The 24517-nt window shown below is 71.2% G+C and carries 29 protein-coding genes and 1 tRNA gene; 20 read left to right on the top strand and 10 right to left on the bottom strand.

Annotated elements, in window-relative coordinates:
• The first annotated feature begins 65 nt into the window (after positions 1–65).
• Positions 66–680, top strand: coding sequence for a hypothetical protein (locus ACQEVM_RS02200; RefSeq protein WP_433074099.1), 615 nt, complete (start codon positions 66–68; stop codon positions 678–680).
• A 15-nt stretch (positions 681–695) separates the two neighbouring features.
• Here ACQEVM_RS02200 and ACQEVM_RS02195 read toward each other — a convergent pair whose 3' ends face one another.
• Genes ACQEVM_RS02195 through ACQEVM_RS02185 form a run of 3 tightly spaced genes read right to left on the bottom strand, consistent with a single transcriptional unit; the run spans position 696 to position 1933 of the window.
• Positions 696–878, bottom strand: a complete 183-nt coding sequence (locus ACQEVM_RS02195; protein WP_433074096.1) for a DUF397 domain-containing protein — start codon at positions 876–878, stop codon at positions 696–698.
• 3 nt (positions 879–881) lie between these two features.
• The gene (locus ACQEVM_RS02190; protein ID WP_433074094.1) at positions 882–1073 is read right to left on the bottom strand and encodes a DUF397 domain-containing protein; all 192 of its coding nucleotides are present in this window, start codon (positions 1071–1073) and stop codon (positions 882–884) included.
• Complete coding sequence (locus ACQEVM_RS02185; protein WP_433074091.1) at positions 1070–1933, bottom strand: helix-turn-helix domain-containing protein; 864 nt, start codon at positions 1931–1933, stop codon at positions 1070–1072. Before ACQEVM_RS02185 ends, ACQEVM_RS02190 begins: the two co-directional genes overlap by 4 nt.
• A 151-nt stretch (positions 1934–2084) precedes the next feature.
• Here ACQEVM_RS02185 and ACQEVM_RS02180 point away from each other — a divergent pair, with 151 nt between their 5' ends.
• From ACQEVM_RS02180 to ACQEVM_RS02170, 3 genes are all read left to right on the top strand, one after another.
• Positions 2085–2447, top strand: coding sequence for an ATP-binding protein (locus ACQEVM_RS02180; RefSeq protein WP_433074088.1), 363 nt, complete (start codon positions 2085–2087; stop codon positions 2445–2447).
• A gap of 286 nt (positions 2448–2733) precedes the next feature.
• Positions 2734–3693, top strand: coding sequence for a helix-turn-helix domain-containing protein (locus ACQEVM_RS02175; protein ID WP_433074085.1), 960 nt, complete (start codon positions 2734–2736; stop codon positions 3691–3693).
• 88 nt (positions 3694–3781) lie between these two features.
• A complete protein-coding gene (locus ACQEVM_RS02170; protein WP_433074082.1) occupies positions 3782–4294 on the top strand; it encodes a hypothetical protein in 513 nt (170 codons plus the stop codon).
• 48 nt (positions 4295–4342) lie between these two features.
• On the opposite strand, the gene ACQEVM_RS02165 is transcribed toward ACQEVM_RS02170, so the two are convergent.
• Complete coding sequence (locus ACQEVM_RS02165; RefSeq protein ID WP_433074079.1) at positions 4343–5155, bottom strand: VOC family protein; 813 nt, start codon at positions 5153–5155, stop codon at positions 4343–4345.
• Between the two features lie 120 nt (positions 5156–5275).
• Here ACQEVM_RS02165 and ACQEVM_RS02160 point away from each other — a divergent pair, with 120 nt between their 5' ends.
• Both ACQEVM_RS02160 and ACQEVM_RS02155 read left to right on the top strand, forming a co-directional pair.
• Complete coding sequence (locus ACQEVM_RS02160) at positions 5276–5893, top strand: HhH-GPD-type base excision DNA repair protein (RefSeq protein ID WP_433074076.1); 618 nt, start codon at positions 5276–5278, stop codon at positions 5891–5893.
• 146 nt (positions 5894–6039) lie between these two features.
• Positions 6040–6513 (top strand): cupin domain-containing protein, encoded by a 474-nt coding sequence (locus ACQEVM_RS02155; RefSeq protein ID WP_107089377.1) that lies wholly within the window; start codon positions 6040–6042, stop codon positions 6511–6513.
• Here ACQEVM_RS02155 and opcA read toward each other — a convergent pair.
• Together opcA and ACQEVM_RS02145 are read right to left on the bottom strand one after the other, a co-directional pair.
• Positions 6462–7394: a glucose-6-phosphate dehydrogenase assembly protein OpcA gene (opcA, locus tag ACQEVM_RS02150; protein WP_433074071.1), complete on the bottom strand. Its 933-nt coding sequence runs from the start codon at positions 7392–7394 to the stop codon at positions 6462–6464. The genes ACQEVM_RS02155 and opcA overlap by 52 nt on opposite strands.
• An 81-nt stretch (positions 7395–7475) precedes the next feature.
• Positions 7476–9056 carry a helicase HerA-like domain-containing protein gene (locus ACQEVM_RS02145; RefSeq protein WP_433074068.1) on the bottom strand — a complete coding sequence of 527 codons (1581 nt, stop codon included), beginning with the start codon at positions 9054–9056 and terminating at the stop codon, positions 7476–7478.
• Between the two features lie 88 nt (positions 9057–9144).
• Between ACQEVM_RS02145 and ACQEVM_RS02140 the strand changes: the two genes are divergently transcribed.
• Together ACQEVM_RS02140 and ACQEVM_RS02135 are read left to right on the top strand one after the other, a co-directional pair.
• Positions 9145–9441, top strand: a complete 297-nt coding sequence (locus tag ACQEVM_RS02140) for a type II toxin-antitoxin system VapB family antitoxin (protein ID WP_008740979.1) — start codon at positions 9145–9147, stop codon at positions 9439–9441.
• Between the two features lie 79 nt (positions 9442–9520).
• Positions 9521–10186, top strand: a complete 666-nt coding sequence (locus ACQEVM_RS02135) for a LytR C-terminal domain-containing protein (RefSeq protein ID WP_433074065.1) — start codon at positions 9521–9523, stop codon at positions 10184–10186.
• Positions 10187–10286: 100 nt separating this feature from the next.
• Here the strand turns inward: ACQEVM_RS02135 and upp are convergent, their stop codons facing one another.
• Complete coding sequence (gene upp, locus ACQEVM_RS02130; protein WP_053684141.1) at positions 10287–10922, bottom strand: uracil phosphoribosyltransferase; 636 nt, start codon at positions 10920–10922, stop codon at positions 10287–10289.
• Between the two features lie 186 nt (positions 10923–11108).
• On the opposite strand from upp, the gene ACQEVM_RS02125 reads away from it, so the two are divergent.
• The 10 genes from ACQEVM_RS02125 to ACQEVM_RS02080 all read left to right on the top strand — a co-directional run bounded on the left by ACQEVM_RS02125 (position 11109) and on the right by ACQEVM_RS02080 (position 18266).
• Positions 11109–12053 carry a universal stress protein gene (locus ACQEVM_RS02125; protein WP_433074062.1) on the top strand — a complete coding sequence of 315 codons (945 nt, stop codon included), beginning with the start codon at positions 11109–11111 and terminating at the stop codon, positions 12051–12053.
• 102 nt (positions 12054–12155) lie between these two features.
• On the top strand, positions 12156–12341 hold the full coding sequence (locus ACQEVM_RS02120) for a hypothetical protein (protein ID WP_267803495.1): 186 nt from the start codon (positions 12156–12158) through the stop codon (positions 12339–12341).
• Between the two features lie 331 nt (positions 12342–12672).
• Positions 12673–13221, top strand: coding sequence for a hypothetical protein (locus ACQEVM_RS02115; RefSeq protein WP_433074058.1), 549 nt, complete (start codon positions 12673–12675; stop codon positions 13219–13221).
• 65 nt (positions 13222–13286) lie between these two features.
• The gene (gene tadA, locus ACQEVM_RS02110) at positions 13287–13715 is read left to right on the top strand and encodes a tRNA adenosine(34) deaminase TadA (protein ID WP_433079767.1); all 429 of its coding nucleotides are present in this window, start codon (positions 13287–13289) and stop codon (positions 13713–13715) included.
• Positions 13716–13783: 68 nt separating this feature from the next.
• Positions 13784–13870, top strand: a tRNA-Ser gene (locus tag ACQEVM_RS02105).
• A gap of 216 nt (positions 13871–14086) precedes the next feature.
• Positions 14087–14374 carry a hypothetical protein gene (locus ACQEVM_RS02100; protein ID WP_159041626.1) on the top strand — a complete coding sequence of 96 codons (288 nt, stop codon included), beginning with the start codon at positions 14087–14089 and terminating at the stop codon, positions 14372–14374.
• Between the two features lie 444 nt (positions 14375–14818).
• The gene (locus ACQEVM_RS02095) at positions 14819–14980 is read left to right on the top strand and encodes a hypothetical protein (RefSeq protein WP_433074053.1); all 162 of its coding nucleotides are present in this window, start codon (positions 14819–14821) and stop codon (positions 14978–14980) included.
• Positions 14981–15364: 384 nt separating this feature from the next.
• Positions 15365–16297, top strand: coding sequence for an RNA polymerase sigma factor SigF (locus ACQEVM_RS02090; protein ID WP_433079765.1), 933 nt, complete (start codon positions 15365–15367; stop codon positions 16295–16297).
• Positions 16298–16520: 223 nt separating this feature from the next.
• Entirely contained in the window at positions 16521–17360 is an 840-nt protein-coding gene (locus tag ACQEVM_RS02085) for an RNA polymerase sigma factor SigF (RefSeq protein WP_053684131.1), read from the top strand.
• A gap of 57 nt (positions 17361–17417) precedes the next feature.
• Positions 17418–18266, top strand: coding sequence for a hypothetical protein (locus ACQEVM_RS02080; protein WP_433074049.1), 849 nt, complete (start codon positions 17418–17420; stop codon positions 18264–18266).
• A gap of 113 nt (positions 18267–18379) precedes the next feature.
• Here the strand turns inward: ACQEVM_RS02080 and ACQEVM_RS02075 are convergent, their stop codons facing one another.
• Entirely contained in the window at positions 18380–18610 is a 231-nt protein-coding gene (locus ACQEVM_RS02075) for a hypothetical protein (protein ID WP_433074046.1), read from the bottom strand.
• A gap of 263 nt (positions 18611–18873) precedes the next feature.
• Here ACQEVM_RS02075 and ACQEVM_RS02070 point away from each other — a divergent pair, with 263 nt between their 5' ends.
• Both ACQEVM_RS02070 and ACQEVM_RS02065 read left to right on the top strand, forming a co-directional pair.
• A complete protein-coding gene (locus tag ACQEVM_RS02070; protein WP_433079763.1) occupies positions 18874–19266 on the top strand; it encodes a MarR family winged helix-turn-helix transcriptional regulator in 393 nt (130 codons plus the stop codon).
• Between the two features lie 15 nt (positions 19267–19281).
• Entirely contained in the window at positions 19282–20916 is a 1635-nt protein-coding gene (locus ACQEVM_RS02065; protein WP_433074043.1) for an MDR family MFS transporter, read from the top strand.
• Positions 20917–21019: 103 nt separating this feature from the next.
• Here ACQEVM_RS02065 and ACQEVM_RS02060 read toward each other — a convergent pair whose 3' ends face one another.
• Positions 21020–23236: an ArnT family glycosyltransferase gene (locus ACQEVM_RS02060; RefSeq protein WP_433074040.1), complete on the bottom strand. Its 2217-nt coding sequence runs from the start codon at positions 23234–23236 to the stop codon at positions 21020–21022.
• Entirely contained in the window at positions 23233–24507 is a 1275-nt protein-coding gene (locus ACQEVM_RS02055; protein WP_433074037.1) for a glycosyltransferase, read from the bottom strand. The genes ACQEVM_RS02060 and ACQEVM_RS02055 overlap by 4 nt, the downstream gene beginning before the upstream one ends.
• Positions 24508–24517: the final 10 nt, after the last annotated feature.

The raw sequence follows: 24517 nt of genomic DNA, 5'->3' as shown, positions 1-24517 counted from the left end.
CCCTCCCCACGCGGGGCCGTCCGCCGGCTCCCTCATCTCGACCCACCGCACTTCGGAGTACCGCGATGATGCGCACCAGACACGCGTTCCTGTTCCTGTTCCTGTTGCTCGCACAGGGCCTGGCCGTATCCACCGACGCGCACGCGCACGGTGACACCGTCAAGGTGGTGATCACCGGACAGCGCGAGGGGCACGTCACCACAGAGATCACCTGGGAGAACGACGGGGATCCCGTCGAAGAGGCCGTGGCCGCCACGGTGAACGCGAGCAACCCCGACGGCTCCCGCACCATGGGCCCCTGGCGACTGGTCCGCGACGCGGGCACGCCCAGCGGCTGGTCCACGACCGAGGTACTGCCGCCGGGCGCGTGGAAGGTCACGGTGGACGTGGGCTTCCCCGACCTGGGCCACGGAGAGAGCGAGATCGCGGTTCCGGTGACCGACCCCGCCCCGTCGACCGCGCCGTCGACCGCCCCCACGGCCGTGCCGAGCCCCGTCGCCTCCGCGACCCCGTCCGCCCCCACCGCCTCGACCCCACAGGTCCCGGACCCGTCCACCGCCCCGGTGGCGAAGAAGTCCGACGACACCGTCTGGTGGACCACGGCGGGCGTGGTGGTCATCGCCCTCGTCGGTGCGGCGGTCGGCATCCTCCTGCGCCGCGCGCGGACCCGCAGGCGCTGACCCGCGCGAGCCGTTTCAGGCCTGGGAGGCGTACGTGACGAAGCCTGCCCAGGCCTGCGGCGTGAGCGCGATCCGGGGTCCGGAGACGTCCTTGGAGTCCCGGACGTGGACCGTGCCGGGGGTCGCGGCGACCTCGACGCAGGAGTCGCCCTCGCTGCCGTCGCTGTAACTGCTCTTGAACCAGTCCGGCTCGGCCATGACCTACCTCTTCGCGGCGTACGAGACGAAGCCCGCCCAGGCCAGTGGTGTGAATCCGAGCTGCGGACCGGAAGCGCTCTTGGAGTCCCGGACGTGGACCGTGCCCGGGGTCGCGGCAACCTCGACGCACTCGGTGATGTCGCTGCTGTCGCTGTAGCTGCTCTTGAACCAGTCCGGATCAGGGTCGTGGATCATGTTTCTCCCAGCAAGTGCTCGATGAAGACCCGAGAGTCCTTCGGCGTCAGAGCCTGGGATCGGATCATTCCATAGCGCAGTTCGAGGGTCTGGAGCTGCTTGGGCTCCGATACATGGCGACCGTTGAACGCATCTTCCGTGCGCCCCACGGCCCTGCCGTCCGCGAACTTCAGTACCTCAAGACCGCCGGCGATGCCGGCATGGACTTCACAGTCTGTCCGCATCACCTGGAACACCACGTGCTTCAAGTCGATGAGTTCGAGGATCCGTTCGAGCTGAGCACGCCACACCATTGTGCCTCCGATGCGCCGAAGGAGCGTGACCTCTTCCTGAACGAGGCTGATCGCAGGCGCCGGGTTGCGGGCAAAGACCGACCGTCGTGACATCCGCCAGGCAAGACCTCGCTCGACCTCATCGGTCGTGTAGGCAGGCAGGTGCATCTCGAACAGTGCCCGGGCGTGAGTGGAAGTCTGCAAGAGACCATGGATGTTGTGCGTGCGGTACGCGCAGATCTCGACTGCGCGGGCTTCCATCTCTGCCAAGTCGCGGATCTTCTTCGGGTACCGAACCTGCGCCAGGTCCGTCTTCATCGCCTTGATCAGTCCGCCGGCACCGAGCGCTTCGTCCACCCTGTCCAAGTACTCGGGCTTGGGGATGCGCGTCCCACCCTCAACCTTGTAGATCAGCCCCTCGCCATACCTGATCCGTGCCGACAGCTCGGACACCTTCATGCCCAAAGCCTCGCGTCGAGCCCGCATCTGACGGCCGAGGGCCGCCACCACGGCTACGCCCTGTTCGTCGCCGGGCCCCACGGACCAGCTGTTCTCTTCCGTACCGTCACTGTCCACGCTCACGCGCATCCACCTCCGACGAGCCGATGCCTTCGGCGCTCTGCGTACCCGCGCGCTTGCCTCGACCAGTCGCGACAGGCTTGGACAGGCCTCGTACAGACCTTGTACGCAAGGCCGTTAAGCCTTCTCAGGCTACGCACGAGCGGCCACGCTGCGTGACATGAATCCTCAACTCAGCTTCTCCCTCCAGCTCTCCGCCACGCCCCGCGCGGCCCGCCTCGCCCGGCTGCTCACCGTCGAGCAACTCCGTTCCTGGGGCGTTCCCTTCGAGGACGCCGCGCAGCTCGTCGAACTGTGCGCGAACGCGATCACGCACGGTCGGGTCCCGGGGCGGGACTTTCGGCTGGACATCAGCGTCGACGCGTCCCGGGCCGTGCGGATCGAGGTGGTCGATCCCCGGGGCGACGTGCCGGTCGGCGAGCCGCGCCGTGGACTGGCGATCGTCGAGGCGCTCTCGGACCGCTGGGGGAGCACTCCCGGGCCCGCTCCGAGGAAGGTGGTATGGGCCGAACTGAAGTGCTGAAGAAGGCATTCGATCCTGGTCGGACCGGGTCGCGGTCCGCCGGGACCCGGTGGCCCGCGATGCTTCTTTTCCTGCTTCGCAGTACCGGGAGAAAGAACCTGCCCTACCCCACCAGCCTCCCGCCGAGGCGCCCTCACTCACACGAGTGAATGGCCCCAACTTGGCCGGCGGGAATGCCCGTTGCCTGTCATATGCTCGGCCCCGACAACTCCAGACACAGGACGGCCCCCGGCCGGGACGGCAATCCCGATCGAGGGCCTGACCACGAGAAGGAACACACTTCCCGATGGCTTTCCAGCACCCTAGCGCCCTCGCGCGCGCGGCGTACGGCGTTCAGCACCGCAACGTGCGCCTCACCCGTCGCTTCACGATCCTCAGCAACGACCTCGTCCAGCACCCGGAGCTGTCGATGAACGCCCGGGGACTCGGCGCGTACATCCAGTCGCTGCCCGCGGGCAGCCCGATCGGCATCAAGGACCTGGCCGGCGAGCTGCCGCTCGGTGAGGTGTGCATCGCCTCGGCCCTGCGCGAGCTGGAGGAGCGCGGTTTCCTGGGGCGCTCCAGGGAACGCCTCCCGAACGGGCAGCTCGTCACCCGTACGGTGTCGCACAACCACCCCAGCGCGGCCGAACTCGCACCCGCAGCCCCGCGGACCCCGCCGCCGCCCCGGCCCGTAACCCCGCCGGAGCCGGCCCTCAAGCACGACCCGGAGCCCGTGCCCGCCCCGGAGCCCGACCCCGCGTCCGAGGAGCCCGAGACCGCGCCCACGACCCCGGTCGAGGCCCCGTCCGAGGCCCCGGTCGAGCCCCCGGCCCCGGCACCCGCACCGGCACCGGCGGTGGCGCTGCCCGCCCCCGTCCACCCGGACAACCCGGCCCGCCGCCAACTCGCCGTCGAACTCCTCCCGGAACTGCGCCGCGCCGACCCCCGACTGCTCCTCGGCGAACGGGACGTCCAGCGCCTGGCGGGCGCCGTGGAAGCCTGGCTGGAACGCGGCGCGACCCACCAGGCGATCACCGCCGCCCTGTGCGCGAACCTCCCCGAGCACCCCCGCAACCCCGCCGGCCTGGTCGCACACCGCCTCACCGTGCAACTCCCGCCACCCCTGGCCGCCCTCCCCCACCGCGCGCCCTTCGTGGCGCCCGACCCCTTCACAAGCTGCGAGACATGCGACCGGGCCTTCCGCAGCCCCACCCGGGGCGGCCACTGCAAGGACTGCAAGGACGGCGGAGCCCGCGCGGCCTGATCCGGTCGGGCACCCTCGCCGTAAGATCGCTTACGTCCCGAACGTCCCGTTCCGGGACCTGAGTTCCGATCGAAGCGAAGGAACACCCGTGGACGACGCACCCCCGACGACCCTTGAGGACACGCGTTTCGGCGCGATCACCGTCCGCCTCGAAGGCCAGGAACGCGTCGCGGTCGACGGTCCCGGAATCCCCCCGGTCTCCCTGGCCCGCGCCCCCGGCTCCGAGCCGGACCCACAGATCCGCATAGGCACCCGCGACCCGGAACACCTCACCCTGACCATCGACGGCCGGACCAGCCCGCTGCTCCCGGCGCAGGGCCGCCTGACCAGGAGTTCGTACCGGGTCGAGGTCGAGCACGAGGGCGCGCGCTACGTACTCCTCCCGGACTCCGTCCCCGGCAGTCGCCTCACCCGCGACGGCACCCACCTCGGGGACTTCACCGCCGACGGCGACGCGCTCGTCATCGCCGAGTGGCAGGAGGGCGTGGACCTCCGGCCCCTGGACGCCTCCGTCGGCTACGCCCTGGCCGCCGCCTTCGGCACGGGCGCCCAACCGATGTGGATGATGATCGTGGACGGTGTGACCTCCGCCCTTCCGTAGCCACCCCGTCGCTGCGGCGGGGCCCCGGAGCCCCGCCGCGCGCCTCCACTACTCGAACTTCGGCATCTCGCCCGTCGTCTTCGACATGTCGATCACCGCGAACGCCGCACCCTGCGGGTCCGCCACCGCCGCGAACCGGCCGAACGGGCTGTCCATCGGCCCGAAGTGCAACTTCCCGCCGTGCTTCTTCGTCTTGGCGACCGCCTCGTCGCAGTCGTCGACACCGAAGTAGACCTGGATGTACGACGGGATCTCCGGCGGGAAGTCGGTCCCCATGTTCATCCGGCCCAGCACCGGGTTCTCCTTGCCGCCCAGGCTGAAGACCTTGAAGTCCATGCCGGCCATCTCCGGGTCGTCACCCGCGTCCATCTGCTGCTCGCCGTACGGGAAGACCTTCGGGAGGAACCCGTCGGCCTTCGCGACGTCCCGGCTGAAGACCTCCGCCCAGGCGTACGAGCCCGCCTCGCCCATGCGCTCGAAACCCTTGTGCTCGCCCGGCTGCCAGATGCCGAACACCGCTCCGCTCGGCTCCTTCGCGATGGCCATCGTCCCGAAGGCGCCGACCTGCATCGGCTCCATCAGCAGCTCGCCGCCCGCGTCCTTGATCTTCTCCGCCGTCGCCGCCGCGTTCGACGAGGCGAGGTACAGACACCACTGCGAGGGAGCGTCGGCCCCCGGCATCGGCGGGACGACGGCCGCCACGGCCTTCCCGTCCTTGTAGGCCTGCGTGTAGTGGCCGTACTCGCTGCTCGCGTCACCGAAGGTCCAGCCCAGCACGTCGGCGTAGAAACTCTTCGCACCCTCCACGTCGGTGAACATCGCGTCCACCCAGCAGGGAGCGCCTTCCGGGAACTCAGTCATGATCGATCGACTCCTGTGTCGGTACGACTGTCGTGTACGACGTGACCCGTCTCGGTTCACACGCTAGGCCGCCGGTGTGCCGCCCGCGCGCGGAAGGCGCGCACGGGGGAGTCTGGAGCCATGGACAAGGAGATCACCATCCGGCTGGCCCAGCAGCCGGAGGCGGACGCCCTGCTCGGCCGGAGCCCGCTCGCCGCGCTGGTCGGCATGCTGCTCGACCAGCAGGTCCCGATGGAATGGGCCTTCTCGGGCCCCCACACGATCGCGCGCCGCCTCGACGCGGACGACCTCGACGCACACCTGATCGCCGCGTACGACCCGGAGGCGTTCGCGGCCCTGCTCAGCGAGAAACCGGCCGTGCACCGCTACCCGGGATCCATGGCGAAGCGGATCCAACAGCTCTGCGCCTACCTGGTGGAGCACTACGACGGGGACGCCGAGGCCGTCTGGCGGGACGCGACGACCGGCGACGAACTGCTCGCGCGCCTCAAGGAGCTGCCCGGCTTCGGGGAGCAGAAGGCCCAGATCTTCCTGGCCCTGCTCGGCAAGCGGTTCGGCGTCCGCCCCAAGGGCTGGCGGGAGGCGGCCGGCGGATACGGTCCGGCGAACATCCACCGCTCCGCGGCGGACATCACCGGCCCGGAGTCACTGGCCAAGGTGCGGGCCTACAAACAGGAGCACAAGGCCGCCGCGAAGGCCGCGAAGACGGCGAAGCCGAAGACCCCGCCGGCGGGCTGACGACGGGCGGGCCACGAAAGGCACGACGTGGGGCCGAAGGCGGGGCGACGGCGGTGCGACGGGCGAGGACGCGGCGAGGGGGCTCCGACAACGGCCCGGACGAGCGGCCCGGGCCGTTGTCGGACCCCCAGTTTATGATCATGATCATGACTGAGAACCTCACCCGCGCCGCCGCTGCCGAGACCATCACCGACGGCCCGGGCAGCGTCATCACGCTCCTCACCGACACCCCCGAACTCACCTGCAACACCGCGAGTTTCGAGGTCGGCGCGGCCGGCGCCCCGGTGCACTTCCACACCAAGGCCACCGAGTTCTTCCACGTCACCGACGGCCTGCTCGACGTCCTCGTCGGCGACGAGATCCACACCCTCGGCAAGGGCGACTTCATCAGCGTCCCGGCCGGCGTGAAGCACGCCTTCGCCCCGGCCGCCGGCCGGACCGCCGAGGTGTTCGTCGGCTTCACCCCCGGCATGGCGCGCTTCGACTACTACCGGCTGCTCGGCCGGGTCCGCGCCGGCGAGGCCACCGTGCAGGACATCATCGACAGCCAGCCGGTGTACGACAACCACTACGCCGAGAGCGAGGCCTGGGCCGGTCGCCCGCGCAGCGCCGAGGCGTAGACCTCGTCGGCGTCGAGCCGCCGCAGCTCCTCCGCGATCAGTTCGGAGAGGCTGCGGACCTTGAGCGCCACCTTGCGGTCCGGCCACCCCGGCAGGATCAGGCCGGCCAGCACGCCCGCGGGCCGGTCCACCCGAATCTCACCCTCACCGGTCTCCAGCACGACGCGGGTGATGACCGGCCCGTCCGTGACCACCCGGCGCACCGGCACCCGCAGCCGGCCCTCCAGCCAGCGCGCCAGCAGCTCGGCGCTCGCGTTGTCCGCCTCGCTCTCCACCGCCGCGCCCGTCACCGGCAGCGGCTTCTGGTCCAGGGCGGCGGCCAACAGCGAGCGCCACGGGGTCAGCCGCGTCCAGGCCAGGTCCGTGTCCCCGGGGGCGTAGAAACGCGCGCGCTCCTCCAGGACGGCGACCGGGTCCACCGCCGCCTGCGCGTCGGTGATCCTGCGCTGGGCCAGCGCGCCCAACGGGTCCCGGGCCGGGTCGGCGGGCGCGTCGGCCGGCCACCAGGCCACCACCGGGGCGTCCGGCACCAGCAGCGGCAGGACGACCGAGCCGGCCTGGTCGGTGAGTTCCCCGTGCAGCCGCAGCAGCACGATCTCCCCCGAACCGGCGTCCGTACCGACCCTCAGCTCGGCATCGAGACGGCTCTGCGGAAGCTTGCGCGGGCCGCGCGTGCTCCGCTTGATCACCGCGATGATGCGGCACGGGTGCTCGCGCGAGGCCTCGGAGGCCGCGCGTACCGCGTCGTAGGCGTTCTCCTCGTCGGTGACCACGACGAGCGTCAGCACCAGCCCCATCGCGGGACTGCCGACGGCTCGCCGGGCATCGAGCAGAGCCCGGTCGATCTTGCTGGACGTGGTGTCGGTGAGTTCGGTCCGCATGCCCCGAGTCTGTCAGCGCCCGCCAAGCGTCCCGCAACCGGTTCGCTGGAATACGCCTCGACTCCCCGACCGGGCCGTCGGCTACTTGCGCCGGCGGGCCGTGCCGAAGAGGGACCGGGAGATCTCGCGGCCCAACTGGGTGCCGATCGAGCGGGCCAGCGAACGGAACATGCCGCTGCCCACGACCTGTTGGGCCAGCGAGGGATCGGGCTTGGGGGCGCTGCGGGCCGCCTTCTCCGCCTGCTTGGCCTGCTTCTCCGCCTCCGCCTCGGCTGCGGCGGCCTCCGCCTCGGCCTCCGCCTCCGCCTGCTCCGCGCTGATCTTCTCGTACGCCGACTCGCGGTCGATCGGCTCCGCGTAACGGGAGTAGAGCAGCGAGGCCTTCACGGCCCCGTCCAGGGTCGCCGCGTCCACGGGCCCCATCAGCGACCGCGGGGCACGCAGCCGGGTCGCGGCGACGGGAGTGGGGGCGCCGTTCTCGCTGAGCACGGTGATCACCGCCTCGCCGGTGCCCAGACCGGTGAGGAGTTCCTCAAGGTCGTAGGGGGAGTTCGGGAAGGTCTTCACCGTCGCCTTGAGCGCCTTGGCGTCGTCCGGGGTGAAGGCGCGCAACGCGTGCTGCACCCGGTTGCCGAGCTGCGCCAACACGTCGGCCGGCACGTCCTTCGGCGTCTGGGTCACGAAGAAGACCCCGATGCCCTTCGAGCGGATGAGCCGCACCGTCTGGGTGATGGACTCCAGGAAGGCCTTGGAGGCGCCGTTGAAGACCAGGTGCGCCTCGTCGAAGAAGAAGACGAGTTTCGGCCGATCGAGATCGCCGACTTCCGGCAGGTCGGTGTAGAGATCGGCGAGCAGCCACATCAGGAAGGTGGAGAACAGCTGCGGTTTGTCCTGGACCGCCGGGAGTTCCAGCACCGAGACCAGACCGCGCCCGTCGGCGGCCGTCCGAAGGAATTCCGAGGTATCGAATTCGGGTTCTCCGAAGAACTCCGACGCACCCTGCTGTTCGAATGCGGTGAGGGCGCGGAGAATCACCCCGGCGGTGACCGTGGAAAGTCCTCCGATGCCCTTGAGCTCGGCCTTTCCCTTGTCGGACACGAGGAAGGCCACCACCGCCCGCAGGTCCTTCAGGTCGATCAGTTCCAGGCCCTTGGAATCGGCGTAGTGGAAGATCAGCCCCAATGACTGTTCCTGGGTCTGATTGAGTTGAAGCACCTTCGACAGGAGCACCGGACCGAAAGCGGTCACCGTGGCCCGCACGGGGATGCCGGTACCGATGCCGCCCAGGGAGTAGAACTCGGCCGGGCAGGCCGCGGCCGACCAGTCCTGAGCCACGTCCGCTGCGCGCTCGCGGACCTTCTCGTTGTCCACGCCGGGCGCCGAGATGCCCGAGACGTCGCCCTTGATGTCGGCGAGGAACACCGGCACGCCGTTCGCCGACAACTGTTCGGCGATCAGCTGGAGGGTCTTCGTCTTCCCGGTGCCGGTGGCCCCCGCGACCAGCCCGTGCCGGTTCAGCATCGACAGCGGAACGCGGATCTGGCGGTCCGGCAGACACCGCCCGTCCCACAGCAGGGCACCCAGGTCCAGCGCGGGTCCGGTGAAGGCGTACCCGGCCGCGATCCGGTCGGCCGGAGACGCGGGGTCGGTGCTCTCGCTCATGCTTCACTCCCGAAATAGCCCTGCCTGTCACCTTTGCACCCACGCAGCGAGGCTGCGCCCGCAGGCACCGGCCCGGTAGGCTTTCCGTGTGATCTTCAAGCGCATCGGAAGCGGCCGGCCGTACCCCGACCACGGCAGGGAAACCACCCGGCAGTGGGCGGACGTAGCCCCGCGCCCGGTCCGGCTCGACCAGCTCGTGACCACCAAGGGGCAGCTCGACCTCGAAACGCTGCTCGCCGAGGACTCCACGTTCTACGGCGACCTCTTCGCGCACGTCGTGAAGTGGCAGGGCGACCTGTACCTGGAGGACGGGTTGCACCGCGCCGTGCGCGCGGCGCTCCAGCAGCGCCAAGTGCTGCATGCACGCGTCCTCGAGATGGACTGATTGCGCCTTTCGGGTCTGCCTTACCCGATCAACAGATCATTTAGTAGGCATCGTTCCGGTACGGCATTACGCTGCGCCCATGAGCATGCTCACACCCCCCGGCATGGGCGGAAAGTACCGCGTAACGGGAGCTGCCTACCCCCGCATGAGCCGACCCCGGCGACGCCGCCGGATCGTGTTCGCCCTGCTCGGATCCGTCCTCGCACTGGCCCTGCTCGGCTACGGGGCTTTGCAGCTCATCGACGTGTTCCGAGGCAACGGCGGCAAGAAGACGGTCGCGGCGGGCAAGGACTGTCCGACCGGCTCCCCGAGCAAGGCCGGACCGGCCTCGGCCGTCTCCGCGCGCCCCGCGACCCCGGCCGCAGCGGTCACCCTCCCCAAGCCCGCAGAGATCACGGTCAACGTCTACAACGCGACCCCGCGCGCGGGCCTCGCCAAACTGGTCGGCGACGAGCTGAAGAAACGCGGCTTCACCATCGGCCAGGTCGGCAACGCGCCCGCCGCCTTCGACAAGAAGGTCCCCGGCATCGGAATACTGCTGGGGGCCCCCACCACCGACAAGGCGGCGTACTCCGTACTCGGCACCCAGCTGACCGGCGTCACCCTGCAGAACGACACCCGCGAGGGCACGGACATCGACCTGATCCTCGGCAACACCTTCAAGGAGCTGAACACGAAGGCGGACGCGGACAAGGCGCTGGCCGTACTGACCCACCCTCTGCCCGCGCCCGCCAAAACGTGCTGAACGGTCGGCCGGCCGAACCGGCCGACCGTTGTCCGGCGAAGCCGGCAGTCTCCTGTCCGGCCGAGCCGGCAGTCGCTTATTCGGCGGAGCCGGCAGTCTCCTATTCGGCGGAGCCGTACATGCGGTCGCCCGCGTCGCCCAGGCCCGGCACGATGTAACCGTTCTCGTTGAGCCGCTCGTCCACGGCGGCCGTCACCACCGTCACCGGCGTGCCCGCAAGCTCGCGCTCCATGATCTCGACGCCCTCGGGCGCGGCCAACAACACCACGGCGGTCACGTCGTCGGCGCCGCGCTTGATGAGCTCCCGGATCGCCGCGACCAGCGTGCCGCCGGTGGCCAGCATCGGGTCGACCACGTACACCTGACGCCCGGAGAGGTCCTCCGGCATGCGCGTCGCGTACGTGGAGGCCTCCAGGGTCTCCTCGTTGCGGACCATGCCCAGGAAGCCCACCTCGGCGGTCGGCAGCAGCCGCACCATGCCGTCCAGCATGCCGAGACCGGCGCGCAGGATCGGCACGACCAGCGGACGCGGGTGCGACAGCTTGACGCCGGTGGTCGGGCCGACCGGGGTCTCGATGTCGGCCTGCTCGGTCCGCACGTCGCGCGTGGCCTCGTACGCGAGGAGGGTCACCAGCTCGTCGGCGAGCCGACGGAAGGTGGGGGAGTCGGTGCGCTTGTCGCGCAGGGTGGTGAGCTTGTGCGCGACCAACGGGTGATCGACGACCTGCAAACGCACAACATCCTCCAAGACTCAGCTGCCGCCAGCTGCCGGGTTTCGACCTGCGACCTGCGAAAACGGCCGCGGTGTGCGACCCACACGCAAAAGGCTACGCGGTGACACGACCGCTGCGCGTCCGAAGCCGCCCGCGGGGCCGCGACACGCGGAGATGCGGCCCGCCCGGACGCCCAGCACCCTTGGTTGATGAGCACCTCCCTCGTCATCGCGGCCGTGGACGGATCGGAACACAGTCTCAAGGCGCTGGAGTGGGCCCGGACCGCCGCACTCCTGCACGGCGGCGGGCTCATGGTCGCGCACGTCCTGCCCGACAGCGCCCAGTTGTACGCGGGCCGGCGCTCCGCCCTGCACTCCGCGTCCGAGCCGGAGCAGTACACCGACCCGGTGAGCGAGCACGTACGGGACCTCCTCGCGCGCGCCCCCGAACTGCCCGCCGAGGTCCGCTACGAGGCCCTGGAGGGGTCCGTGCCCGAGGCACTGCGGGTCATCGGCGCCGAGGCCGACCCCCGGATGCTCGTGATGGGATCCCGGGGACGCGGCGGCTTCGCCGCCCTGCTGCTCGGCTCGAACAGCCGCGCCGTCGCCTCCACCACCACCTGCCCGGTGGTCGTGATCCCGCACGCCGGACGCGTCGTGGAGGCCCCCGGGGAGGAGTCCGCCGGGCGGGTGGTGGTCGGGCTACACGCGGCGGAGACCCCCGACGACGTGCTGGCCTTCGCCTTCGAGGAGGCCGCCGTGCGGGGGACCGCCGTCCAGGTGGTCTCCGCGTACGCCGTCCCGCCCTCGACGATGATGGGCGTCGACAGCCCCTTCGCGGTGATCCCGCCGGAAGGGCTGGCGGACGGCGGCGACGGAGTACCGGCCGAGCGGGAGATGCTCCGCTCCCAGACGCAGCGACTGGCCCCGTTCCGGGTCCGCCACCCGCACGTGCCCGTCGAACAGGCCGCCGTGCCCGGCGAGGCGGCGGGCCGGCTCGTCAACGCCTCCCGCTCGGCCGCGCTCGTCGTGGTCGGCCGCCACCACCCCACGCGGAGCGTGGGCCCGCTCATGATCGGCTCCGTCGCGCACGCCGTGCTCCACCACGCGCACGGCCCGGTCGCCGTGGTGCCCACGCGGACGGAAGACGCCTGAGCTGCGAGAACCCTGGCACGGGGGTGGCATCAATCGGGCGGTCCGGGGGAAGGTGGGTTCGGGGGGCGAGGACGACCGGACCAGCAGCCGGGGTGATGGCCCATGCCAGAAACAGAGCCGAGCGTGGAGAGCGGAGAGGCGGAAACGGCAGCGCAGCGCAGAGCGCGCCGCGCCCAGTTCCTGCGGGACCTGAACGAGGCCCGCGAACTGCGCGACCGCGTCCAGCCGCGACGCGCCCGCGCCGCCCGCATGCGCCAACAGATGCGGATGCGCACCTTCCGCTGGTGATCCGCCCCGGCTCCTCGGATGATCCACCCGGCCTGCCCGGTGATCCGCCCGGCTTCCGGGGCCGTTCGGCCCCGTCGGAGTTTGAGCCGCGCGGCCCCGGGGCAACGCCCCTCGGGGGAATGGCGCCTCGGCCGACGCGGGCCCCCCGGACCCGCCCTCCCGGCGGCGGCGCCCCGGCGCGACACGGCGGAAGACCTCTCGCAAAGCCGCTGTTTCTGCCACGATGCCGATTGGGCGGGGCACGAAGCGGTGGGCAACACGACCGTTTCACCCCATCCTCCGGCCGGGGGGACCTCCAACCGGCACGCCTATGACCAGTGGGAGAGTCACGGTGTATTTCGCCGCACTGCTCGCGCGCACCGAAGATGGGTGGGAAGCGAGCGACCTGGAACTCGACGACGTCGAGTCCCTGACCGATCTGATCGATCTCGCCCGTTCCGCCGCCGTCGACGACGAGCCGGTGGTCGCCCTCATCGAGCAGGAGGACGCCTGGTTCGGCGTCATGCGCCTGGACGGCGAGGAAGACCCTCGGTACTTCGTGTCCAACGCCTCCGTAGCCGGCCGCAGCTCCTACGGCTCGATGCTGACCAAAGAGCTGCTGGGCAGCGATGAGGAGGACGACGAACTCGACGAACTCGACCTGGACGGCACCGAGGACGGCGAGGAGGAGAGCGTCACCGCCTTCGCCGACGAGGACGACGACACCGATCCCCCGCTCGGGACCGGCTCCGAGCCGTTGCCCGCCGGCCCGTTCGGCGACCTCGGGCTGCTGAACGACCTCGGCGTCAGCCCCAAGCAACTGACCGCCCTGCAGGGCGACGCCCTCTCGGAGATCGCCGAATCCCTCGGCGCCACCGAGGTCCTGGAGGCCGTCCGCTAGTGATCGACCAGCACGACACGCACCACCCCGGTCCCGACCCCGTGCGGGACCCCTGGCGGGACTCCATGCGCCTGGCGCTCCGGGAAGCCGCCCTGGCGGTGCCGGCCGGCGACGTGCCGGTCGGCGCCGTCGTGCTCGGCCCGGCGGGCGAGGTCCTGTCCACCGGGCACAACGAACGCGAGGCCGCCGGCGACCCCACGGCGCACGCCGAGGTGCTGGCGCTGCGCCGTGCGGCGACCGCCCTCGGCGAATGGCGACTCCCGGGATGCACCCTCGTGGTCACCCTGGAGCCGTGCGTGATGTGCGCGGGCGCCCTCGTGCAGTCCCGGGTGGCCCGGGTCGTCTACGGTGCGGACGACGAGAAGGCGGGGGCCGCCGGATCGCTGTGGGACCTCGTACGGGACCGCCGGCTCAACCACCGGCCGGAGGTGGTCCGCGGGGTGCTCGCGGACGAGTGCGCCCGGCAGCTGAAGGACTTCTTCCGCGACCTGTGACCGCTGTGACGAGGGTCGCCCCGACACGGATTTCAGAGCACGGCGCACTTTGGGCTAAGCTCTCTCTCGGTAGCGTGTCCGAGCGGCCGAAGGAGCACGCCTCGAAAGCGTGTGATGGTGCAAGCTATCCGTGGGTTCAAATCCCACCGCTACCGCTCTGATCGAGAGCCCCGCCCCGCAAGGGTCGGGGCTCTCGGCTTTCCCCCGGGGCCCCGCCCCTTTCGGGGCTTCCGTGACGTCCGGCCTTCCGGCTTCCGACCCTGCGGCTCCCGACCCCTTCGGGGCCCCGTCCCCCTTCCGCGCCCCGGCCTTTCCGGGGCCCTCCGGGGGACAGGCGCGTGACCGGCCGCCCCCTCGACCGTTGTCACGGCATGACCAAGACCCAGCGCATCCTCGCCGCCTTCGCCCTCGCGGGGGCCGCCGCGGGCCTCGCCGCTCCCGCCGCCTCCGCCGCGCCGATCGCCCCGCTCACCCTCCCGGACCTGCCGACGGCGGCCCCGGGCATGCCGCGCGGGGCGACGCCCGGATCCGTGAAGGAGATCGGCGCCAAGCTCAACGACCTGAACCAGCTCAACCGACTGATGGACCTCCCCAACGACCTCGCGCCCGTGATCGCGCCCGTACAGCCCATCACCGACCTCGCCGGCGGTATCGAATAGCCGCACCGGATTCGAACCGTCGACTCGAACAGTCGGCGGGCGGGCCGCGCGGTCCCGCGAACGGTCCGCGAACGATCCGGAGCGCGGGGCCGCACACGAAGAAGGCCCCGACCGGGGGTCGGGACCTTCGACGTCGGGACGCGGGAAGTGGCATCGGGGGGACAAGCCACTCCCCCCGATGAGGACGGAACCTGCCAGTCCGTACCGCGGTCAGGGGGAAGCCCGCGGCTCGGACCCCGCAGTGAGGCCCTGTCCCTCGCCCACCGATTTCCTGCCAGAACCGGTGGGCTCGCCTCCCATCCTGCGCCTCCCCCGCCCCGCCACCGGGCGGCAAAGGACCCGGAACGCCGGGCCATTGGTCCTTAAAGGGCAGGTGAGTGTCCAAACCCGACCGGTTAGACTCACCCGACTTTGCAGGACCGGTTGGGGAGGCCGACACCGCTCGTGGACACCAAGAAGATCATCACGGGCGCGCTCGGCGTCTTCGTACTCTTCGTGATCATCACCCAGCCGATCAAAGCCGCCGATATGGTCCAAATAGGCTTCCAGGGAATCTCGGACGCCGCCCACGGGATCGGCGAGTTCATGACCGAACTGGTGACCTGAACCCGTACGCTGAAGCGGCTTCCGGACATACCGGCCCCCCACTCCGACGGGTGGGGGGTCTTTTGCGTTATCCATGTTCGAACTGAATGCCCACATATGGGCAATTTACCCTCAACACGGAGATATGCGGTGCTTGCGCATAGTGCACATCTCTTGTGATGCTATGACCGCTTTTGACGGATAGTTGACTGAAGGGGTGGCGTGACCGTGCCGGCCAGTACTGCGCCTCAGGTGCCACCCCAGCAGGACCCTCAGGAGCCACAGCACACCCAGGGCCTTCCCGGCCCGCACGCCGCCCCCGGCGCGCGGGACACCCCCCGCCCTCCCGCCCCGCACGGTGCCCGCGGCCCGCAGGCCGCCACCCCGCCCCACCAGGACGCCCAGGTGCCCCCGCAACAGGAGTCGCCCCGGCAGGAGTCCCCGGCGGGGCCCTCCCGGGAACCGTCCACCCCCTCGCCGACACAGGCGCCCGCGACCGGCGAGACCGCACCGCCTCCCGCATCGCCGCCCCAGGAGGCCCCGCAGGAGCCGCCCGTCGCCCCGAGGCCGCCGAGCCGGGGCGCCGACACCCGGGCGCTCACCCAGGTCCTTTTCGGGCAGCTGAAGGCGCTCCAGCCCGGCACCCACGAGCACGACCGGGTGCGCGGCGCCCTCATCGAGGCCAACCTGCCGCTCGTCCGGTACGCGGCGGCCCGCTTCCGCAGCCGCAACGAGCCGATGGAGGACGTGGTCCAGGTCGGCACGATCGGCCTCATCAACGCGATCGACCGCTTCGACCCCGAACGCGGGGTCCAGTTCCCGACCTTCGCGATGCCGACCGTCGTGGGCGAGATCAAGCGGTACTTCCGGGACAACGTCCGCACCGTCCACGTCCCTCGCCGCCTCCACGAGTTGTGGGTCCAGGTCAACGCCGCCACCGAGGACCTGACGACCCAGCACGGCCGCACCCCCACCACCCCCGAGATCGCCGAACGACTGCGCATCTCCGAGGACGAGGTGCTGTCCTGCATCGAGGCCGGCCGGAGCTACCACGCAACATCGCTGGAGGCCGCACAGGAGGGCGACGGCATGCCCGGACTGCTCGACCGCCTCGGCTACGAGGACCCGGAACTGGCCGGCGTCGAACACCGCGACCTCGTAAGGCATCTGCTCGTACAATTGCCCGAACGCGAACAGCGGATCCTGCTCCTGCGGTACTACAACAATTTGACGCAATCGCAGATCAGCGCTGAGCTGGGCGTATCCCAAATGCACGTGTCGCGACTCCTCGCCAGGAGCTTCGCCCGCTTGCGATCCGCAAACAGGATCGAGGCGTAACCGGATCGGGTGGAGCTTCCCCGACGCGTTTCCCGACAGACCGGGCTCATTCCGCTCTGTCGCTGGAGATACATGTCGACATGGCGCTACAGCGTGTTGCCGACATGTGACATTCTGCTGGAACCGCGTTTGCCGCAGCCCCGCCTCCGGTATTCAGGTGGAGGCTGCGTTCCTCCGACGGGCGCGCAGAAGACGCGACCGTCCGCGACCTCAAGGGGGTGGCATGTCCGTAGACCAGGGCAGCTCACAGGTACTCACGCTCGTCAAGCGTGCGGTGCCGGCAGTGTCCAACCGCTCGGAAGCCATCGACACCCGCACCCTCTCCCGCTCCCTCTTCCAGCGCCTCGCAACCCTGGACGCGGACAGCCCCGAACGAGTGTACGTACGCGACACCCTGATCGAACTGAACCTGCCCCTCGTGCGCTACGCGGCGGCCCGCTTCCGCAGCCGCAACGAGCCCATGGAGGACATCGTCCAGGTCGGCACGATCGGCCTGATCAAGGCGATCGACCGCTTCGACTGCGAACGCGGGGTCGAGTTCCCCACGTTCGCGATGCCGACCGTGGTGGGCGAGATCAAGCGGTTCTTCCGGGACACCTCCTGGTCGGTGCGGGTCCCGCGCCGGCTCCAGGAGCTGCGGCTGGCCCTCACCAAGGCCAGTGACGAGCTCGCCCAGAAGCTGGACCGGTCCCCGACCGTGCCGGAACTGGCCGCCGTGCTCGGCGTCTCGGAGGAGGACGTGGTCGACGGCCTGGCCGTCGGCAACGCCTACACCGCCTCCTCGCTCGACTCGCCCTCCCCCGAGGACGAGGGCGGCGAGGGCTCGCTCGCGGACCGGCTCGGTTACGAGGACACGGCACTCGAAGGCGTCGAGTACCGCGAGTCCCTCAAGCCGCTGCTGGCCAAACTCCCGCCCCGGGAACGGCAGATCATCATGCTGCGGTTCTTCGCCAACATGACCCAGTCGCAGATCGGCGAGGAGGTCGGCATCTCCCAGATGCACGTCTCCCGACTGTTGACCCGCACGCTCGCGCAACTGCGCGTGGGCCTGATCGGCGAGTAGGGAAGCAACCGGTTCCGCACCGTTCCCAATTGACGAAGCGTCAGGAACACTGACGCGATGCGAACGGGATCACGCGCGGCGCTGGCCCTCACCCTCTGCTGCTCGACCGCCGCCGCGGCCCTCACCGGCTGCGGCGGCGCGACGCGCGACGGCCATGTGGCCGTGGGCGCCGCCGCGCCCGGTCCGGAGCGGGGCGCGGGGGAGAACGTACCGCCCCGGGGGCAGGTGGAACTCCAGCGACTCGGCACCCCGCCGACGTCGGGCACCGCATCCGCCTCCACCGGTACGCCGGCCGGCCCGGCCGCACCGCAGACCACGGGCGACGGCGGAAGCGAACCCGCACCGGGCGGCGGCTCGGCATCGACTCCGGGCACGGGCACGGGTGCGGTCACCGCTCCCGGGCACCCGGGCGCGCCTGCGGGCACGCCGGGAGGTACGGGCGGGTCGAGTGCGGGCGGGTCCGGCGGCTCGGGAAGTACCGGCGGTGCCGGCTCGGGAAGTACCGGCGGTTCCGGCTCGGGCGGTTCCGGGACGCCGAAACCGCCGACGAGCCCGCCGGGCACCACACCGATACCGACCCCGGCGCCGACTCCGGCCACGCCGGCGCGGCTGACCCTCGGCGCCCCGACCCGCTCGGGCGCGGCGGAGCGGTGGTGCGAGAACGTCACGGTGAGCTTCACCAACACCGGCACCACGGCGGCCCGCTCCGGCACGATCACCTTCGCGACGCACATCATCGGCGCCCTCGGCGTCGACTGGGCCACCCGTACGACGACGCAGCCCCTGCCCACCCCGATCGCGGGCGGCACGACGAAGACGCGGACCTACACGGTCTGCGTCGAATCCTGGCGCGTCCCCCTGGGCATGCACGTGGACACCCGGAACGTCACCGCCACCTGGAACTGAGCGACGGGGACGGGACGGGACGGCTCCGCAGGGTCGGCGGGGCCTGCCTCCGCGTCACGTCGTCACGTCGTCGCCCGGTCACCTGGTCGCACGGTCACCTGGTCACCTGGTCACTACATGACGACCCACACGACCACCGCGATGACCAGGACCAGAGCCGCCCCGAGGGCGATCCAGGTGCCCGTCTTCGAATCGGCCTGACGCTCGGCCCGCCGCTGCTGTCGCGCGCCGGGCCCGGCCTGGCGGGCCGGAGCGGCCTCCTCCACGAATGCCCGGAACATCTGGGTGCTGCCCGCGGGGTCGTTGTTGCCCTCGGGGACCTGTGAGTTGTGGTTCTCAGCCATGGGTCAGGACCCTAGCGGGTTTTCCCATTCCTTTACCGCCCCACCCCCCGAATTCATTTGCCTGTAGCAACCATCTGCTTCTATGGTTGCCCAAAGCAACAAGATGGGGGGGTTCGGTGCCGACCACGACCGAGACGGCCACCGCGACCGAGACGGCCACCGCGACCGAGACGGCCACCGCGACGACGGTGAACGAGACGACGGCCGGTCCGGGGGAGACGGGTCCGACGACGAGCCCGACGGCCGCTCCCGCCTACGAGGAGCTGGCCCGCCAACTCACCGGCATCGGCGCGGTCAAGCGCGGCCTCGCCCGCACCCTGCCCCCACACTGCCCGCCCGGCTCGGCCGCCGTGCTCACCGTGCTCGACCGGCACGGCGAGATGCGGCTCAGCCGGCTCGCCGAACTCATGGCCATCGACATCTCGGTGACCAGCCGGCACGTGACCCACGTCGCCGAACGCGGCTGGATCGAGCGCGAGACCGACCCCGTCGACGGCCGCTGCCGGATCCTGCGGCTCACCCCGACCGGACGCGCACTCCTGGCCGACCTGGGGACCCGGTACACGCGGGCGCTGGAACGCGCCCTGGCCGACTGGGCCGCCGAGGACCTCGACGCACTCAACACCCTGCTGGCCCGACTCCGATCGAGCTTCTAGAACCCGAGGAAACGCATGGCAACGACCACACCCGACGGTGTGCGGGAAAGCGGCCGGCCGGAGACCACGTCCGACGGCACGCCCATGACGCACCCGCAGATCATGAAGGCCCTGTCCGGGCTGATGCTCGGCATGTTCGTGGCGATCCTGTCGTCCACGATCGTCTCCAACGCCCTGCCCGAGATCATCAGCGACCTCGGCGGCACCCAGTCCTCCTACACCTGGGTCGTCACCGCCGCCCTGCTGTCGATGACGGCCGCGACCCCGCTCTGGGGCAAGCTGTCCGACCTCTTCAGCAAGAAGCTGCTCGTCCAGATATCCCTGGTGATCTACGTCCTCGGCTCCGTGGTCGCCGGCCTGTCCCAGAACACCGGCATGCTCATCGCGTGCCGCGTGGTCCAGGGCATCGGCGTCGGTGGCCTGTCCGCCCTCGCACAGATCGTGATGGCCGCGATGATCTCCCCGCGCGAGCGCGGCCGTTACAGCGGCTACCTCGGTGCGGTGTTCGCCGTCGCCACCGTCGGCGGGCCGCTGCTCGGCGGCGTCATCACCGACACCGACTGGCTCGGCTGGCGCTGGTGCTTCTACGTCGGCGTGCCCTTCGCGATCATCGCGCTGATCGTGCTCCAGAAGACGCTGAAGCTCCCGGTGGTCCGGCGTGACGTCAAGACGGACTGGCTGGGCGCCTTCCTGATCAGCGGCGCCGTGTCGCTGCTCCTGATCTGGGTCACCCAGGCCGGCGACTCGTACGACTGGATCTCCTGGACCAGCCTGGCGATGACCGCCGGATCGGTGGCCCTCGGACTGCTCTTCGTCCTCGTCGAGTCCCGCGCGAGCGACCCGATCATCCCGCTGCGGCTGTTCCGCAACAAGACCATCACCCTGGCCTCGGCGGCCTCCCTGTTCGTCGGCATCGCGATGTTCTCGGGCACGGTCTTTTTCAGCCAGTTCTTCCAGTTGGCCCGCGGCGAGTCCCCCACGATGTCCGGAATCCTCACGATTCCGATGATCGGCGGGCTCTTCGTCTCCTCCACTCTTTCCGGTGCGGTGATCACCAGGACCGGAAAGTGGAAGGCGTGGCTCGTCGCCGGCGGCGTGCTGCTGACCGCCGGGCTCGGACTGCTGGGCACCCTGCGGTACGACACCCCGTACTGGCACATCGCGATCTACATGGCGCTGACCGGACTCGGTCTCGGCATGATGATGCAGAACCTGGTCCTCGCCACCCAGAACCAGGTGGCCCCCGAGGACCTGGGCTCCGCCAGCTCCGTCGTCACCTTCTTCCGCTCGCTCGGCGGCGCCGTGGGCGTCTCGGCGCTCGGCGCGGTCATGGCCAACCGGGTCACCCACTACGTCCAGGACGGGCTGACCGCCCTCGGGCCGAAGGCCGCCGCGATGGGGCACGGGGGCACCGCCGGCGGCGGGATCCCCGACCTCGACAAGCTGCCCGCGCCGTTCCGTACGGTGATCGAGTCCGCCTACGGGCACGGCGTCGGCGACGTCTTCCTGTACGCCGCCCCGTTCGCCCTGCTCTCCCTGCTCCTGGTGCTGTTCATCAAGGAGGTCGCCCTGCAGTCGAAGCCGGCCGCCCACGCGCCGATGGCCGAGAGCGCCCCGCAGGCCCCGGCGACCGCGTCGCTGGGGGCCTGACCCGCCCGGTCCCCCACGTACGCGAGGCTCCGGCAGGGCTGTTGCCCGGCCGGAGCCTCGCGCGTTCCGGGGTCGGTCCGCGGCCGTCCCCGCGGTGGTCGGATCAGGTGCCGGTGGATCCGGAAGCGGTGCCGGTCAGGTCGTAGAAGGTGGCGCCGCCGACCGTTTCGGCCGTGAAGTTGGCCTTCACCCAGGTCTCGATGGCGCTGCTCGCACCCCCGCCCGGACCGCCGCCCATCCGGGTCGTGCCCCGCCCCTGGCCGGTACCGCCGTCCTCGGCGCCGCCCTGACCGGTGGAGCCGCCCTGACCGGTGGAGCCCTGGCCGATGAACCAGTGGATCTTCCCGGCCTTCACGTACGCCTTGAACTGCTCCAGGGTCGGGGAGGGGTCGCTCCCGTTGAAGCCGCCGATCGGCATCACGGGCACGCCCGAGGCGAGCTGGTAGCTCGCCGCGTTCTGCGAACCGATGGCGGCCGCCGCCCAGGTGTACCGCGAGGCGTCGGTGCGCAGGGCGGCCGTGGCCTCGGCGCTCGCCCGGGTGCCGTTGAGCAGTCCGCCGCCGCCGGGTCCGCCGCCGCCCGGGCCGTTCCCGAGCCGCTCGCCGCCTCCGGGAGCCTGTCCGCCGGGGCCACCGGGACCCCCCTGGCCTCCGGGGGCCTGGGCGCCGCCGGGCATGGTCCGCCCGGGACCGCCCTGGGTACCGCCCGGGAACCCGCCCTGGGAGGCCCCGGCCTGGCCGCCCTGGGGGAACGCGCCGCCGCCCGGGCCGTAGAAGGCCCGCATGCCCGGACCGCCACCCGGCCCCCGACCGCCCGCGACGGCCGGACCGGCGGTGACGATCGAGCCCGTGTGCGGGGTGTTCACCGTCGTCAGGCAGTACGCGAGGGGCCCGGCCAGCGCGGCCGCGAGGCCCACCCCGGCCACCGCGAGGAGGACCGGGCGGCCCAGCCGCGCCGCGAACGGCAGGAGCACCGCCGCTCCGAGGCCGGCGACCAGTACCGTCCAGCGCAGCCAGGGCAGGTACCCCTCGGCCCGGCCCAGCAGGACGAAGGCCCACCACGCGGTGAGCGCGAGGGTACCGGCGAGGGTGAGGGAGGCCGCGCGGCTGCCCCGCTCCTCCCACAGGACGGCCACGCCCATGCCGACCAGCGCGGCCACGAAGGGGGCCAGGGCGACGGTGTAGTACTCGTGGAAGATGCCCTGCATGTAGCTGAAGACCACTGCGGTGATCAGCAGCGATCCGCCCCAGGCCAGGAAGGCCGCGCGGGCCATGCCCTCCAGCGAGTCGGTGACCCGGCGGGCCCGCCAGGTGATCACCAGTCCCGCCACGAGCAGCACCAGGGCCGCCGGCAGCAGCCAGGAGATCTGTCCGCCGATGTTGCCGGAGAAGAGCCGATCGACACCGGTCTCACCCCAGCCGCCACCGCCTCCGCCGCCTCCGCCGGGGCGTCCGCCCCCGCCGACGCTGCCGGTCTCGTTGCCGTTGATCCGGCCGAGGCCGTTGTAGCCCAGGGTCAGTTCCAGGAAGGAGTTGTTCTGCGAGCCGCCGATGTACGGGCGGGAGCCGGCCGGCCACAGCTCGACGACGGCCACCCACCAGCCGCCGGCCGCCACCATCGCCAGCCCGGAGAGCAGCAGTTGTCCGAGCCGCCTGCGCAGCCCGGTCGGCGCACAGACCGCGTACAGCAGGGCGAGCGGCGGCAGGATCACGAAGGCCTGGAGGGTCTTCGTCAGGAACGCGAACCCGACCGCGACGCCCGCCCAGACGAGCCACTTGGTGTGCGCCCCGTCGAGGGCCCGCAGGACGCAGTACACCGTGACCGTCAGGAGCAGGGTCAACAGCGCGTCGGGGTTGTTGAAGCGGAACATCAGCGCGGCGACCGGGGTCAACGCGAACGCCGCCCCGCCGATCAGGGCCGCCGCGGGCCCGAACTGTCGGCGCACGGAGGCGTACAGGACGGCGGTGGTGCCGACACCCATCAGGGCCTGGGGAACGAGGATCTGCCAGGCCCCGAGCCCGAACAGTCGGACGGACAGCGCCATCGGCCACAGGGCGGCCGGGGGCTTGTCGACGGTGATGGAGTTCCCGGCGTCCGAGGACCCGAAGAAGAAGGCCTTCCAGCTCTCCGAGCCCGCCTGGACGGCAGCGGAGTAGAAGGAGTTCGCGTAGCCGGAGGCGCCCAGGTTCCACACCAGCAGCAGGCCGGTGGCGAGCAGCAGGGCGACGTACGCGGGACGTTCCCAGCGGGGCCTGCCGATCGCGGCGTCGACCGCGACGGGTGGGGAGGACGGGAAGAGGGGGACTGCTGCCGTGGTCATCGGTGGTCGTCCTTCGCGGGAGTGCCGCGCCGCTCGGGGAAGACCCAGGCGCGGAAGAGCAGGAAGCGCAGCACGGTGGCGGCGAGGTTGGCCGTGATCAGGACGGCGAGTTCGGTGGCGTGGGCCGGTTCGGTGGTGGCCGCGCCGAGCGCCGCCAGGGAGCCGCTGGTCAAGGCCAGGCCGATGCCGAACACGACCAGGCCCTGGGCCTGGTGGCGCACGGCCCGGGCGCGGCCGCGCACCCCGAAGGTGAGCCGGCGGTTCGCGGCGGTGTTGGCCACGGCCGACAGCAGCAGCGCGGCGGCGTTGGCGGCCTGCGGCCCGACCGAGGAACGGAAGGCGGAGTAGAGCAGCAGGTAGAGCAGCGTGCTCAACAGCCCGACGGCGCAGAAGCCGAGGAGCTGCCGGGCCAGCCCGCGCGGCACCTCGGGCAGGGCGGTCCGGTCGCGCGGATCGTCTCCGAAGGGACGGGCGAGCCGGTCCAGCGGCAGCGCCCCGATGGCCAGCGCGCGACCCACCCGCCACATGCCCCGGAGGTCCTCGGCGGCCGTGCGGGCGATGTGGACGGTGGTGTCGGGGTCGTCGACCCAGTCCACCGGCACCTCGTGGATCCGCAGTCCGGCCCGCTCGGCGAGCACCAGCAGCTCGGTGTCGAAGAACCAGCCGGTGTCCTCCACCAGCGGCAGCAGCCGTTCCGCGACCTCCCGCCGAATGGCCTTGAACCCGCACTGGGCGTCGCTGAAGCGGGCGGAGAGGGAGGAGCGGAGCAGCAGGTTGTAGGCGCGGGAGACGAACTCGCGCTTCGCGCCGCGCACCACGCGCGAGGATCGGGCGAGGCGGGTGCCGATGGCGAGGTCGGAGTGGCCCGAGATCAGCGGGGCGACCAGCGGCAGCAGCGCGTTGAGGTCGGTGGACAGGTCCACGTCCATGTACGCGAGCACCGGTGCCTCGGAGTGGGACCACACGGTGCGCAGGGCGCGGCCTCGGCCCTTCTGCTCCAGCCGGGTGCTGCGTACGCCGTCGACGGCGGCGGCGAGGCCGGCCGCGACCTCGGGGGTGCGGTCGGTGCTCGCGTTGTCGGCGATGGTGATCCGGAAGGGGTACGGGAAGGTGCGGGTGAGGTGCTCGTGGAGCCGGCGCACACACGGTCCGAGGTCCTTCTCCTCGTTGAACACCGGGATCACCACGTCGAGTACGGGCACACCGGGCACGAGCGCCAGGGGCGCACGGGCCGGGAGGGCTCCGGGGCCGGGAGAGGTGTCGGTTGGCATGTACCGACAG

Origin of the sequence: Streptomyces sp. CA-243310, assembly GCF_050936775.1 — a bacterium.
In the GTDB taxonomy this organism is placed as follows: domain Bacteria; phylum Actinomycetota; class Actinomycetes; order Streptomycetales; family Streptomycetaceae; genus Streptomyces.
Note: the sequence above shows the minus strand (reverse complement) of the source record. Positions and strands in the feature narration are given on the sequence as shown.

Bases quoted from the DNA above. Each gene is read 5' to 3' on its own strand.
- ACQEVM_RS02145 (WP_433074068.1), bottom strand. From the start codon at position 9,056: ATGAGCGAGAGCACCGACCCCGCGTCTCCGGCCGACCGGATCGCGGCC.
- ACQEVM_RS02120 (WP_267803495.1), top strand. From the start codon at position 12,156: ATGCCAGAAACAGAGCCGAGCGTGGAGAGCGGAGAGGCGGAAACGGCA.
- tadA (WP_433079767.1), top strand. From the start codon at position 13,287: ATGCGCCTGGCGCTCCGGGAAGCCGCCCTGGCGGTGCCGGCCGGCGAC.
- ACQEVM_RS02185 (WP_433074091.1), bottom strand. From the start codon at position 1,933: ATGCGCGTGAGCGTGGACAGTGACGGTACGGAAGAGAACAGCTGGTCC.
- ACQEVM_RS02155 (WP_107089377.1), top strand. From the start codon at position 6,040: ATGACTGAGAACCTCACCCGCGCCGCCGCTGCCGAGACCATCACCGAC.
- ACQEVM_RS02065 (WP_433074043.1), top strand. From the start codon at position 19,282: ATGGCAACGACCACACCCGACGGTGTGCGGGAAAGCGGCCGGCCGGAG.
- ACQEVM_RS02195 (WP_433074096.1), bottom strand. From the start codon at position 878: ATGGCCGAGCCGGACTGGTTCAAGAGCAGTTACAGCGACGGCAGCGAG.
- ACQEVM_RS02160 (WP_433074076.1), top strand. From the start codon at position 5,276: ATGGACAAGGAGATCACCATCCGGCTGGCCCAGCAGCCGGAGGCGGAC.
- ACQEVM_RS02085 (WP_053684131.1), top strand. From the start codon at position 16,521: ATGTCCGTAGACCAGGGCAGCTCACAGGTACTCACGCTCGTCAAGCGT.
- ACQEVM_RS02175 (WP_433074085.1), top strand. From the start codon at position 2,734: ATGGCTTTCCAGCACCCTAGCGCCCTCGCGCGCGCGGCGTACGGCGTT.
- ACQEVM_RS02200 (WP_433074099.1), top strand. From the start codon at position 66: ATGATGCGCACCAGACACGCGTTCCTGTTCCTGTTCCTGTTGCTCGCA.
- ACQEVM_RS02060 (WP_433074040.1), bottom strand. From the start codon at position 23,236: ATGACCACGGCAGCAGTCCCCCTCTTCCCGTCCTCCCCACCCGTCGCG.
- ACQEVM_RS02165 (WP_433074079.1), bottom strand. From the start codon at position 5,155: ATGACTGAGTTCCCGGAAGGCGCTCCCTGCTGGGTGGACGCGATGTTC.
- ACQEVM_RS02080 (WP_433074049.1), top strand. From the start codon at position 17,418: ATGCGAACGGGATCACGCGCGGCGCTGGCCCTCACCCTCTGCTGCTCG.
- opcA (WP_433074071.1), bottom strand. From the start codon at position 7,394: ATGCGGACCGAACTCACCGACACCACGTCCAGCAAGATCGACCGGGCT.
- ACQEVM_RS02055 (WP_433074037.1), bottom strand. From the start codon at position 24,507: ATGCCAACCGACACCTCTCCCGGCCCCGGAGCCCTCCCGGCCCGTGCG.
- ACQEVM_RS02100 (WP_159041626.1), top strand. From the start codon at position 14,087: ATGACCAAGACCCAGCGCATCCTCGCCGCCTTCGCCCTCGCGGGGGCC.
- ACQEVM_RS02180 (WP_433074088.1), top strand. From the start codon at position 2,085: ATGAATCCTCAACTCAGCTTCTCCCTCCAGCTCTCCGCCACGCCCCGC.
- ACQEVM_RS02125 (WP_433074062.1), top strand. From the start codon at position 11,109: ATGAGCACCTCCCTCGTCATCGCGGCCGTGGACGGATCGGAACACAGT.
- ACQEVM_RS02075 (WP_433074046.1), bottom strand. From the start codon at position 18,610: ATGGCTGAGAACCACAACTCACAGGTCCCCGAGGGCAACAACGACCCC.
- ACQEVM_RS02190 (WP_433074094.1), bottom strand. From the start codon at position 1,073: ATGATCCACGACCCTGATCCGGACTGGTTCAAGAGCAGCTACAGCGAC.
- ACQEVM_RS02135 (WP_433074065.1), top strand. From the start codon at position 9,521: ATGAGCATGCTCACACCCCCCGGCATGGGCGGAAAGTACCGCGTAACG.